Origin of the sequence: Algoriphagus alkaliphilus (assembly GCF_900103735.1) — a bacterium.
In the GTDB taxonomy this organism is placed as follows: Bacteria; Bacteroidota; Bacteroidia; order Cytophagales; family Cyclobacteriaceae; genus Algoriphagus; species Algoriphagus alkaliphilus.
Map to the genome: position 1 here is coordinate 37,750 of NZ_FMXE01000014.1, position 11,660 is coordinate 49,409.

At 40.0% G+C, this 11,660-nt stretch carries 11 protein-coding genes; 1 reads left to right on the top strand and 10 read right to left on the bottom strand.

Features of this window, described 5'->3' with window-relative positions; translation table 11 throughout:
• Positions 1 to 8 precede the first annotated feature (8 nt).
• From BLQ81_RS11180 to BLQ81_RS11195, 4 genes are all read right to left on the bottom strand, one after another.
• Complete coding sequence (locus BLQ81_RS11180) at positions 9 to 1,052, bottom strand: N-acetylneuraminate synthase family protein (protein WP_092730043.1); 1,044 nt, start codon at positions 1,050 to 1,052, stop codon at positions 9 to 11.
• Between the two features lie 12 nt (positions 1,053 to 1,064).
• Positions 1,065 to 1,862 (bottom strand): SDR family oxidoreductase, encoded by a 798-nt coding sequence (locus BLQ81_RS11185; protein WP_092730044.1) that lies wholly within the window; start codon positions 1,860 to 1,862, stop codon positions 1,065 to 1,067.
• The gene (locus tag BLQ81_RS11190; RefSeq protein WP_092730045.1) at positions 1,859 to 2,551 is read right to left on the bottom strand and encodes an acylneuraminate cytidylyltransferase family protein; all 693 of its coding nucleotides are present in this window, start codon (positions 2,549 to 2,551) and stop codon (positions 1,859 to 1,861) included. The genes BLQ81_RS11185 and BLQ81_RS11190 overlap by 4 nt, the downstream gene beginning before the upstream one ends.
• A 151-nt stretch (positions 2,552 to 2,702) precedes the next feature.
• Positions 2,703 to 3,686: a Gfo/Idh/MocA family protein gene (locus tag BLQ81_RS11195; protein WP_092730046.1), complete on the bottom strand. Its 984-nt coding sequence runs from the start codon at positions 3,684 to 3,686 to the stop codon at positions 2,703 to 2,705.
• Positions 3,687 to 3,780: 94 nt separating this feature from the next.
• On the opposite strand from BLQ81_RS11195, the gene BLQ81_RS11200 reads away from it, so the two are divergent.
• Positions 3,781 to 5,022 (top strand): hypothetical protein, encoded by a 1,242-nt coding sequence (locus BLQ81_RS11200; protein ID WP_092730047.1) that lies wholly within the window; start codon positions 3,781 to 3,783, stop codon positions 5,020 to 5,022.
• Here the strand turns inward: BLQ81_RS11200 and BLQ81_RS11205 are convergent.
• The 6 genes from BLQ81_RS11205 to BLQ81_RS11230 all read right to left on the bottom strand — a co-directional run bounded on the left by BLQ81_RS11205 (position 5,007) and on the right by BLQ81_RS11230 (position 11,657).
• Positions 5,007 to 5,927 carry a glycosyltransferase family 8 protein gene (locus BLQ81_RS11205; protein ID WP_092730048.1) on the bottom strand — a complete coding sequence of 307 codons (921 nt, stop codon included), beginning with the start codon at positions 5,925 to 5,927 and terminating at the stop codon, positions 5,007 to 5,009. The genes BLQ81_RS11200 and BLQ81_RS11205 overlap by 16 nt on opposite strands.
• A 67-nt stretch (positions 5,928 to 5,994) precedes the next feature.
• Positions 5,995 to 6,924: a class I SAM-dependent methyltransferase gene (locus BLQ81_RS11210; protein ID WP_092730049.1), complete on the bottom strand. Its 930-nt coding sequence runs from the start codon at positions 6,922 to 6,924 to the stop codon at positions 5,995 to 5,997.
• Positions 6,925 to 7,144: 220 nt separating this feature from the next.
• Complete coding sequence (locus BLQ81_RS11215; RefSeq protein WP_092730050.1) at positions 7,145 to 8,221, bottom strand: hypothetical protein; 1,077 nt, start codon at positions 8,219 to 8,221, stop codon at positions 7,145 to 7,147.
• Positions 8,218 to 9,021: a glycosyltransferase family 2 protein gene (locus tag BLQ81_RS11220; protein WP_092730051.1), complete on the bottom strand. Its 804-nt coding sequence runs from the start codon at positions 9,019 to 9,021 to the stop codon at positions 8,218 to 8,220. Before BLQ81_RS11220 ends, BLQ81_RS11215 begins: the two co-directional genes overlap by 4 nt.
• The gene (locus BLQ81_RS11225; RefSeq protein WP_092730052.1) at positions 9,018 to 10,190 is read right to left on the bottom strand and encodes a glycosyltransferase family 4 protein; all 1,173 of its coding nucleotides are present in this window, start codon (positions 10,188 to 10,190) and stop codon (positions 9,018 to 9,020) included. Before BLQ81_RS11225 ends, BLQ81_RS11220 begins: the two co-directional genes overlap by 4 nt.
• 30 nt (positions 10,191 to 10,220) lie before the next feature.
• Positions 10,221 to 11,657, bottom strand: a complete 1,437-nt coding sequence (locus BLQ81_RS11230) for an O-antigen ligase family protein (protein WP_092730053.1) — start codon at positions 11,655 to 11,657, stop codon at positions 10,221 to 10,223.
• Positions 11,658 to 11,660: the final 3 nt, after the last annotated feature.

Here is an 11,660-nt window from a genome sequence, read left to right on the forward strand (position 1 = left end):
CTATTTTTCTATTGAATATTTTCCCAGACTACCTGGATATCCACTTCCAAGGCTTTGGATGCTTTCTTGCCTAAAACGGATTCGTAATGTTCGGCAAGAATCCCACCCTTTCCGGGTCTTTTTACCCAAATATTTTCCCTGGTAAATTCTTCGCCGGCAGCAATGGGCTTGATGGTACAAATTGTAGCAAATGCAAAGTCAATAGTAGGCTGTTCTTCTGCCACAGGTTTCTTCTCTCCTCCCCGCTGCAATTGCAGGATTTTGGCACCTTCAATCAACTCCCGACAGGCTTGTTCGTCCATGGAACATACAATGTCGGGGCCAATTCTTTCCATGTGGTCAGTGAAATGCCTTTCGAGAATGGATCCTCCCAAGGCTACAGCACCGAAGCAGGCATGATTACTTTGCGTATGGTCACTCAATCCCACCACGGTTTGGGGAAATGCCTGCTGAATCTGAACCATCGCACCCAGTCTCACCAGGTGATCAGGTGTTGGATAAAGATTAGTCGTGTGCAGCAGTGCAAATTGAACCTGATGCTTCTCCAGGATTTTGACAGATTTACGAACACTCTCCAAGTCATTCATACCTGTACTAAGGATCATAGGCTTACCGAATGAGGCAATGTGCTCCAACAGGGGATGGTTATTGCATTCACCTGATCCGATTTTAAAGGCAGGCACATCCCAGGAGATCAACAGGTCAGCAGCTGCTCTTGAGAATGGGGTGCTGATAAAAATCATTCCCTGCTGTTCGACGTAGTTTTTCAATTCAAGCTCATCTGAGGCAGAAAGCGCACAAGACTGCATGATTTCGTAAATACTCTCCTTGGTATGTGCCGGGATTGTATTTTTAGCGGCGCTGCTCATTTCATCATCCACGATGTGGGTTTGATGTTTAACCATTTCTACACCAGCTCTTTTGGCGGCATCAACCATTTCTTTGGCGATGGTAAGGGACCCTCCATGATTGATCCCAATTTCGGCAATTACTAATGGGGGGTAGTCATATCCGATTTTTCGACCGGCTATTTCTATAAATGGATTAGTCATGTTCTTTTTCTTTTACCAGACAGAGTAACCTCCATCGATGATTAAATTGTGTCCAACTACATGTTTTGAAGCATCAGAGGCCAAAAATACAATTCCTCCATTCATGTCAGATTTGTTGGCCATGTCTCCTGAAGGATTGAGTTGCTTGTATCGCTCATAAAACAAGCCTTCGTGACCATTCCAAACTCCACCCGGCGAAAGCGCATTCACACGAACATGCTTATCCGCCCAGAGGGTTGCCAGATACTTGGTCAGGGAGATAACTGCATGTTTGCTAACTCCATAAGCTACGGGTTGAAAAATACCAGTACCCGGATAGATTCTATGATTTGGACTTACCACGCCGTAAAGACTTCCGATATTGATGATCGAACCCCCTCCATTTTGAACCATATGCTGACCGATTATTTGGCAGCCCAGAAAGGTACCTTTGAGGTTAATATCCATGATTCGATCCCAATCTTCCTCAGGGAAATTTTCGAATCCTGCTTCGAAGTTTGCCGTTTTGGATTGGTTGGTACTGGCAGCTCCATTGACAAGGATGTCAATTTTTCCGAAATGCTCAATCCCATGAGTCAGCGCTTCTTTCCAGGACGTGGAAGAAGCCACATCCAGACGGATAGGCCTGATTATCTCGGAGGAGATTCCCAGTTTATCGATCGTTTCTTGACATTTTTCCAGAGAAAGATCTGCCAATATCACTTTGGCACCTTTCTCTACTAATGCAGAAGCCATCTCAGGGCCTAACAATCCAGCCCCTCCTGTAATCAGAGCGACTCGGCCTGACAAGTCAAACAGATCTTTACTCATTTTTTATGCATTAAAAATTCTATCAATTCGAAATCCAATTTTGAATCTATATCAATTGCCCGCTCTCTGGGCATGGGATAGATTCTGCAGGGCGCTTTGCTCCAATGCGGATAGTTGTAGAGCGCTGATTTTTTTATCACAAATGCTGCAGGAGAAAGGCTGTACACCTCAGGAGCATCCTGTCTTCGGACTATTGGTTTTTCCGATTTCTTGACGATTTCAGCCAAACCATCCGGTCTGACTTCCATCATGTTGAAATATGGATTTCTTTCCGGTTCGTATCCAGTGATGACCACTTCCGTCTCAGGATGATCCAAGGCCAATTGAATGGCGCCGTCGATATCCTGGGAGGATTTCAGTGGTACAGTGACATCCAAATCCACCAAATAGTCTACTTGAACTCCATATTCTTTTTCATAAAATTCAAGCGCATGAATAAATACAGGCCATTTACTCGAAGTATCCGAAGCCAAGTCTGCAGGTCTTTTAAAAGGGACTTTTGCCCCAGCTTCCGATGCAATCTGCGCTATTCGTTCATCATCTGTCGAAATAATTAAATCCTGAATCAAGCTACAGCCTTGCGACTGACGTATGGAATGTACTATGAGAGGAATACCGTCAAGTAGTTTGATGTTTTTATCAGGAACGCCTTTAGAGCCTCCCCGGCAACAAATTGTAGCAAGGATCATTTAATATTTCGAATTGGGGATATTGATAAAAAGGACTTTGGAAAAGACAAGGAAAATTTCAGACATTCATTACTGCCAATTAACAGCACGTAATTTTTGGGAAGAATAAGGTTAAATGTCAAAGTTAAAGTCTACAGTTTGGAAAGGGGAATTACAACCTGACAAAAGTATGGGATTCTGAAGATTTCTTTGCAGCCAAGACCATTTTTAAAGTCTCCAATCCTTCTTGAAAACCAGTTAACCGTTCATCCTCCTGCTTTTGTATAAAAGCAGAAATAATCCTCAAAAATCTGTCATTTCTCTCGAAGTCGATAAAATCAAAGGTTTGAATATTTGCTTTTTCGTCAGTCCAAAGCACTTTTTTTGTTGCAAGGTCCCAAAGTAGTGATCCATGAGTCCCTGTAATGTGGCAATATCGGGTCAGATTACGCTGATGATAATCCAGATGGAGTGTTGCTGTCAGACCTGAGTCAAACTTAATCAGAACGTCAGCGAGATCCTCTGTTTCTATTTCAAGTTCGGGGTTAGACTGATAAAATGCACCTAAAGTCGAGGCAGGTCCAAAAAGCCAAAAGAGGTAATCAAACTCATGCACTAAGTCGAGTAGCACTCCTCCTCCTTTTGCTTTGAGGGCACTGCTGCCAAGCCGATGATCTTCATGAGGTCTCCAATCCGGGAGGTATTGACCGACAAATGCTGTTGCGCTCAGTACACGACCAATTCCACCTGCTTTCAGAATTTCATTGACTTTATTGAGGCCGGGATCAAAACGGAGGTCAAAACCCAGGAAAATATTTTGGTGAGGTTGGAGAATACTCATCACATCCTCCATCCCCTCCCAAGTGTGGCTGACAGGCTTTTCCAAAAAAATTGAGGGAATTCCTGCTTTTATTACAGGAATCAAATCATTCAAATGCCTGGCTGTAGGAGAACAAATCAGTGCATGAGTGAAATCGATCGTGTCAGGAATATCTTCAAACTTGGAATAAACGGGGAAATCAGGCCAATGAGAGGGAAAAACATTTCTTTGGGTGATCAGGGTGATGTTTTTGTAACCTAAAGACAGCAAGTTGGAAACATGTCTAACTCCAATAGACCCCAAGCCTATCACTATAATATTGACTGCAGTATTCAACTTAGCTTGATTTTTTGAATTATAAATTGAGAGGAAATTTCCATTTTTTTGATTTAAACCAATATTATTGTGGAAAGACTATTAACTATTTAGAATGATTGATACTGCTTTAGCCGGCAAAGTATTGAAACCTACTGCGTTGATTTATTCTTTACTGGCCGCCTTATATTGGATATTTTTTTTATCGCCCGGAGATGGAGATGAAGGTTTGATGGCTTTATACCTAGATGAATCGAAGATCAAAGGCTTTTACTGGCTTATCCAGGCAGGAAATTTCTCTATCCCATTCTCATTACTTGCATATCCGTTAAGCCTTTTATTCCCAAGTTATTTAGCTCTGAGATTCAGCAGTTTGCTCGGAGCAGTATTTTTGTATTTTTACCTCGATAAAGCACTGAATTTCAAATCAAAAAATTTCAGAATCCATTTATTGTTTTACCTTTCTTCCGGTTCTTTTCTCTTGGGAACGAATGACAACTTACTATTTTGCCTATTGACTGTATTTTTTACCGAAGTTTATTTAGTACTGGTGAAAAGACAGGAAAGAGTTCCCCGTTATGCCTTAATTTCAATGGTTACTGCCTTATTTACCAGGCAGATGGCCGTGATCTATCTCCCAGTAATCTTAGCCGGTTTATTTTTGGTTTATTTCCGAAAGAAAATCTTTTGGAAAGAATACCAAGCCATTATAGTTTCTTCGCTGTTTTGGTTTGGGTTGAACCTACCTTCTATTCAAGCTAATGGTTTTATCAGTTTCGATAACAAAGACACTAAATCACAATTGGGAATGACATGGGTTCAGAGACAATATCTTTCCCAACTTTCAGCCAATGAAGGTGAAATTCCTCAATTTAGCCATGTCACTTGGGAAGAAACCTATAAGTACGTTCAGGAAAATGGCCAGGAAAGTCTTCCAAGGACCAGTTTAGAAGCGCTTGTTTTTGATCCCATTTTGACTCTTAAAGAGTTTATAAAGGATTTTGGCTTCATGATTTATTCGGGATTCAGACAATGTGGTCTAGCCGTGTTTTTTCCAGTTTTGGGGATATGGCTCTTTTTTAAATCAGGAAACAAAGGGATTGGATATCTAAGTTTGTCACAATTGTTTCTGATGCTCGCTATTTCATTTATAATAATTTCTTATGTCGAAATCCGATGGCTAGCGCCTGTATTTATTATGGGGTTGATTGGACTGCAAGAAAGTATTCGGTCCAAGCAGGTCCCTGTCCAAATGGACTTAATTAATCAATTAACTCTGCTTGCATTAAGCCTTTACGGGTTTTACAGGTATGTTACCTTAATTCAAAATACGGAAGTGTTTCAGTCCTTTCTCTGAAAAATCCATTCTTTCATATTCTGCTTCAGACTGTTCGGGAAAAGTCTTTTGATACGATCCAATGGAGTCATTCCTTCGGGAAACCTCATAGCAAAGGGCGAATCCTTCTGATAGAACCAATACAATGATTTAATTGGATGGGGGTTGGTATAGTGCCATGGCTTATTTGGTCCAGTAAAATGGATCAATATCGGGCTGTTTTTAGCCTCAAGGATTTCTTCTGCTGTCCAGTCTGTACTATTTAAGTCAAAGTCTTCTCTGTAAACAATGGGCTGTTGATTCAATGCCGGCGGTAACCTTTGCCAGTTTCCATCTAAAACAGCATTTAAGGCACATTGATCCACAAATCTGATTTTCTCGGGATTTTGGGAGATGAATGCTATGGCTTTGGAACCTATCTCCTGCTTTTTCCAAGCTTCGGAATTGACCAGCATTACCCCTGAATTAAAGTACCTAGCACCGACACTCATTCCCAATTCCTTTTCCCACTTGAATATGGGATCTTCCACTGCTGCAAGTATTTGGTCCGTGAGGGGTATATCCAGGAGCGGAAGAAGAGATCCATGACAAATGATGTCCGAATCCAAATAAATATACTTAGGGTCTGAAATCAATTGAGGGATCAAAATCCTAAAATAATTGGCAGGTGAAAAATGGTGTAAAATGGGGAAATCAGAAAAAGTGGAGTCCTCTACAGGAATGACGGTAATCACAGATCCCTGGGAAACTATCCTACGGTTTACTTTTTCAGTCCAATCTTTATCATGGGATGAGCAAAATAAGTAAAACTTAAAGAAATAGCCTGGATGATTTGCCATCACCGAGATCATGGTGACTATTGCATAGTTTTTGAACTTTCCGTCCGCGCAAAATACAATCGGTATAGGAAATTCTTTTCGAATCAATTCAAAAAAATTTTAATGAACGTGCCGATTGAAAAATTATTCGATGTGGTTGATTCACCCGACTCTCTCATGATGGATTATTTTTTTGGATGATGATTTTTGCCCCAAAGTAATAATTGATATTCAAGATCTTACCAATATGTTTAACTAGTGGTAACAGTATTTTTCTTTTGCCTTTACCACCAGCTTTCTTATACTGAAACCAAACATCCATATTAGGGTAAAACTCCATCCTAGAAACTCTCACAGTAGTATTACCAGCAAACTTTTTTGCTTTGGACTTCATCCAAGAGAAGGAGACATAATCGTGCAAGATAGGAGGATAAGGCCAGGAAGGATCATGGTCGCTAAGTCCAAAACCGAACCTTTTGGCAATGGGTACCTTAAGAAATCTTGGTAACCAATGTATAAATAATTTCCCTGTGTCGTGGTGATCTCTAAAAGTCCAGCGATTAGGTGTACTTATAAAAAGAATCCCTCCATCATCTTTTACGAGTGAAAAAACCTTTCGAAAATATTCTTCCTGATCCCAACCAGGAATATGTTCTAGAACTTGAATAAAAAAAACAACATCATATTTTTTATCAACTTTTTCCGGATCAATGTCCTTTATATCAAATTTTTTGACCGAACTGTTTTCCAAGTCAAGATTTTGCAATCTGATTTTTGTGAGTTCTACTGCTCCGGCATCCACATCCCAGGATTCCAGCATTTTGCATTTTTGAGCTAACTTCCACGTAAGGTTACCATCTCCACAACCAATTTCCAGAATAGATGCATTTCTTAATGGTTGGTAGTAACGGTCAATCACTTCCAATTCAGTAGTGTAATAACTGTCTAATTCTCTGTCAGGAAGATTCTCCCATAGCTGATTGGGTGTAATCCTACTTTCATAGGAACCTTGATATTGACCCTCAGTATGCCACTTATAATAATTTTCTTTAAACTCCTCACTTAATTTTCTGAAATTTGAGTAGCGATCTTTTTTTACTGTCATTAGACTTGGGTGAGTTATTGTTTCATTTAAATCTAATTGTAACTGCCATATCAGGCAACCTTATAGGGCAAAAAATCAAATACATTTATGTGATTATCTATAATTCTGCCAATTAGTTACGGTTGTATCTTAGATGTTGCGGATAATCATCCACAGACGATAGACAAGAAAATTCTGTTATTAGTGAGCAAGAGCATATACAAACAAATTTATAATCTGATTATAATTTAAGCTCCCTAACATAACAAATTCCAAAGCGGGAATGATGGATTAAATGTCGGGTATGCGCACTTCCTGCATCTTTCAAATCCTGAATATGATCACCGCCGTATAGAAATCCAATCTTGTTTTGGGAATAATTTTGATTGACTTCCTTCCAAAAAGGTAAATCAGGGAGACTTCCTAAGGAGGGTTCGTCTACTCCAATTTTACCAAAAAGGATAAAGTCCCACTTTTTCTCCAAAATAGAACTTTTAATTTCCTCATCGCACCAATCAATCAATTCCTCCGGATGATTTCGCTGAAGTCTCCTAGTATAGCCAAAACCCCTTCCATAAAGTTTTGAAGCTTCTTCTTCCATGAAATCTTCATAACTAAATTTCAATTCAGGATAGGAAATACAGACTCCCCCTGATTCCTTCAAAACCCGATTGAGTCCTATGAAGGTAAACTCTCTTGAGTAATTAGGACGAGGATCACAAGTCAATAAGAGTATCTTAGCTTGAGTTGGAAGCTTTGCTATTTCCAAAACCCTTTTGCCCATAGCCTCGGTAGAAGCGTGATTTCTGGAATACTCCAAGATTTGTGAAGCTAATTCCTGATATCGTTCTTTCTGTTCTTGGGTATCTTTCCATGGGATTAAGTCCCGATTAACCTGCTTAAGTAATTTTTTGGGGAGATTCTCCAAGATCCCCTCAGGACAGGAATCAATGTCTCGAAATATAGGTAAACATCCATTGGCTATGATTTCAAGATGTCTCAAGCAATCCCAACCCCCTTTTTTCCAGGTGAATGCAAACCGTGCAGACTGGTACATTTCAAAATAAGCCTGTTCTGATTCAAACCTGTAGGTTTCTCTAAATCCGGGGATAACTTCAGCCCAAACTTTATCCTTTGAGGGAATAGCATCCACAAAAAGCTCAGCAGGAAAAGAATAGCCGAAAGGATGGATGTGTTTTTTCCGTTCCGAGAGATTGAAATAAGCAGGATAAAATCGATTTAAAACCCGAAAATATCGGGTAATCATAGCCTTAGTATAGGTTGCAGATTTAGCTTTTACTTTATCGAAGAAATTCAATTGTTCGATTTGTTTAAATCAGATAGTTGTTTGAGTAAGATCAGCCTTTTACCTACACCCTTCCAAAGGTATCTCCCAAAATAAAAAGCGGCACTTGGAAGATTGATTTTTTCAATTTCCGTCAAGACTTTCCATAAGTCTGCGGCATTTCCAAAAAACGAAGTGGACTGTGAACCCTGTCTGAATCGATAATTTGAAAGTGGAAGATTTATTCCTTTGGCTTTAAATCCCTGTTTCAAAATTCTAAGATGAAACACATAATCTTCGGCTTTAACCACATTTGCCTCCACAATTGGGATTTCAACTTGATCTCTATCGATCATCAAAGTGATAATTGAAAACGCGGGATTTCCAAGCAATTGGCTGTAGCTGACTTCTTCCTGAAACTTGACATTGCCTTTGCCCATGAAGTCTCCGTCCTCAGTTATTCGCTGAAACATGGTAAAGGAAACCGGTACATTTCCAGCAAGCATAAAGGCCACTTGAGTGCTTAGTTTTTCTGGCTCAAAGGTGTCGTCTGAATCCAAGAAACACAGGAATCTACCTGTTGCGGTTTTAATCCCGAGGTTTCTGGCTGCCAGAGCGCCACTGTTTCGATCTAGGGAAATGACTTTGATTCTTGGGTCCGAGTCCGCATATCCTCTACAGACTTCTATAGAATTGTCAGAGGAGCAGTCGTCAATTAACAGTAGCTCCCAATTGGTATAAGTTTGGTTTTGAACCGAGTCAATCGTCATCCCGACAAATTTACCGGTATTGAATACCGGAACGATTACAGAAATCAAGGGACTTTGACTCATTTAGTTGTATGAATTTCTATGGATTTTTTAACAAAATCCGCAAAAGCTTTGCTCCAGTATTGAAGGGAGTTTTTTTGAAATTCCTCACTGAGGTTTTTGCTAATTCGCGAATAAAGCTCAGGATCAGAGGAGAGTCTGAGGGCCGCTTCAGCAAGTTCCTTAGGATCTCCGGATCTCACAAAAAGACAGGTTTCCATATGCTTAAGTTCATTTGCTATACCTCCTACTTCGGTGGAAACCACCGGTAAAGCGAAGGCTCGAGCTTCATTAATGATTTTTGGAAGTCCTTCACTATAGGAAGATATCATTAAGAGGTCGTGGTTTTTGTAAGCATCAAAAAGCGTAGTACCGAAAGGTACATAGCCTTCAAATGTGATTAGGTTACTTAATCCAAGTGATTTAACCTGCTCTGTCGCTGCTTCTCTTGAGACGCCTTCACCGATGATGCTAAGACTAACATTTTTCTTTTGAGCGATCAATTTTACAGCTTGAATCAGGATATTCAATCCTTTTTCCGGTTCGAGTCTGCCTACAAATAATAGTTTAACTGAGTCAAAATTCTGTCCCACTCTGGGCGAAACTGCAAACTCCTCCGGAACGATGGAATCGCTTATGAAGGTGGAGGCTTTGAAGTCAGGAGAAAGTCTTTGATACATTTCTTCTCCTACTGTAACCAATATAGCTTTAGGATGAAAAAAAGAAGCGTATCGATAGACCATTCGAGTGAACAAAATTCCGATTGCCCGTTGGATTCCGCTATACCGGACCTGAATCAGAGCTTCCAAGTTTTGCCTAACAAAAAGGACAACAGGTTTGTTCGAGCCAAACATCCAAAGGATTAGAAAACTGATGGGATGCGGCCATGTAAGCCAAAACAGGTCAAAATCCTTCAGGTGACTTTTCAAGAGCTTGTAGGATTTCCAAAGAAGTCCAGGATTCTTCAGGAAATCAGCCACACTGGAATAATAGGGGAGTTCCAGAAGATGATTGGCTTGATCCGAAAAAAAGTAAAATCCTTCGGAAGATTCAGGAGAAAGCCTAGAACCTAACTTAAAACTTTCAAAATGATCTTGGCAGGTAGCTTTTATAAAAAGAATGTGAGAATCGTCTCCATAAATAGAACCATTCCTTTTTTTGAGAATAAAATCGTTGTAAGCAAAAATCTTCATAGAACTAAACCGGAAAATTAAGCTACCGGGTTATTGAATTTCCAAAAATTTGGCTGGTTGGTCTTTTTGCTGTCCGGATAGATTCTTTGGTTTGGCTGCCTGAATGATTCCCACACAGGAAATCCCCATCAAAAGTGGTGTGATGTAGGTTCTGGTCGCTGAATGGAACGTTGCCAAAAAGCCGATCAAAAAACAGGCAACCAATAAACCTTTACTGATATTTTCGGGTGTTCCATTTCTATTGAGAAAAAAAATCCCCAAGAAAAGGAGAAAAATAATCAATCCTAAGGAACCATGTTCAGCCAAAAGTCGGGAGAGCTCCACATGGGGAGCATAGCCTTTATAGTCATCTCTCAAAAATGTGGAAGCCCCTACCCCTACTCCCATTGCCGGATATTCAGCAAAAAGCTCTACATCTTCGAGGAAGATGTCTGACCTATTCGTGGTAATTTTGTTCAGATTTTTATCGGCACTACCAGCCAAGGTCCCCTGAGTTTCCCCCTGATACCTGAGCAAAAGCATCCCCCCTGTTATAGTGTTGGCGACGATCATTACCAAAAAAAGCATGATCCCAAGAGGAATCACATATTTTTTAAAATTAGGTATGGCCAATCTTCTCCGATCTTTAATCGAAAGTCTTGCGAGATAATACATTAATACTAAGATTCCTAAGAATCCTCCAATCATTCCACCTCTGGAAAAAGTCAGCAGACCTTGTATGGTAAGTAGCGCGAGGACTACAATATCCAGCATTTTGTATCCTGTAACCCGGTAGCTCAAAAGGATACATGAGGCCATCAAAAAAACTCCTAGGCCAAGAATTGTAGATACTTGATTCGAACCAAACCCACCTGCAGTTGCAAAATTAGCTCCAAGGCTAAATTCTACCGAATCCAAATCAGGTGTCTTGATTATAGTATAAACCAAAACAGATATGATTGGAAAAAGCATGAGTTTGGACCAACTAATGAGCGTTTTTAAATTGATTTTTAAGGAAGAGAAAAACCATACTGCAAATCCAATATTCAAAAGGCCCAAAAGATTGAATTTGACATCATTGAATTCTACACTACCGCTCTCATCGAAAAATGCCGCAGGGAGTGCCAAAATAACAATAATAAGACCCAGACTTCCCTTTACCGTATAATTTCTGGAAATCATCAACCCTAGAGGGCATAGAAAAAGCAAAATGTATTTTCCTAACTCATAGGGTAAAAAGGGATCTGCTTGTGCCAACCTTCCCAAAGCTTCAAATGAGGCAAAATAAATGATGATTTCAGCAATTAGTCTTGGACGATCTTTGGAACTGACACTGAAAAGATTAATAGATGAATACAAGAGTGCCAAATAAAAGAATCCAATTACAGGGAACTTATTGATAGTAGAAGCCCCTCCCAATAAAGCATGGATTAGGAACCAGAAAAAAGAAAACTTATACTTTTTAAGCTCTGTTAAAAAAACTCTCATTCC

What these genes read in the sequence shown, in the direction of transcription:
- BLQ81_RS11200 (WP_092730047.1), top strand. Translation starts at nt 3,781, where the DNA reads ATGATTGATACTGCTTTAGCCGGCAAAGTATTGAAACCTACTGCGTTG.
- BLQ81_RS11225 (WP_092730052.1), bottom strand. Translation starts at nt 10,190, where the DNA reads ATGAAGATTTTTGCTTACAACGATTTTATTCTCAAAAAAAGGAATGGT.
- BLQ81_RS11185 (WP_092730044.1), bottom strand. Translation starts at nt 1,862, where the DNA reads ATGAGTAAAGATCTGTTTGACTTGTCAGGCCGAGTCGCTCTGATTACA.
- BLQ81_RS11210 (WP_092730049.1), bottom strand. Translation starts at nt 6,924, where the DNA reads ATGACAGTAAAAAAAGATCGCTACTCAAATTTCAGAAAATTAAGTGAG.
- BLQ81_RS11220 (WP_092730051.1), bottom strand. Translation starts at nt 9,021, where the DNA reads ATGAGTCAAAGTCCCTTGATTTCTGTAATCGTTCCGGTATTCAATACC.
- BLQ81_RS11190 (WP_092730045.1), bottom strand. Translation starts at nt 2,551, where the DNA reads ATGATCCTTGCTACAATTTGTTGCCGGGGAGGCTCTAAAGGCGTTCCT.
- BLQ81_RS11180 (WP_092730043.1), bottom strand. Translation starts at nt 1,052, where the DNA reads ATGACTAATCCATTTATAGAAATAGCCGGTCGAAAAATCGGATATGAC.
- BLQ81_RS11230 (WP_092730053.1), bottom strand. Translation starts at nt 11,657, where the DNA reads ATGAGAGTTTTTTTAACAGAGCTTAAAAAGTATAAGTTTTCTTTTTTC.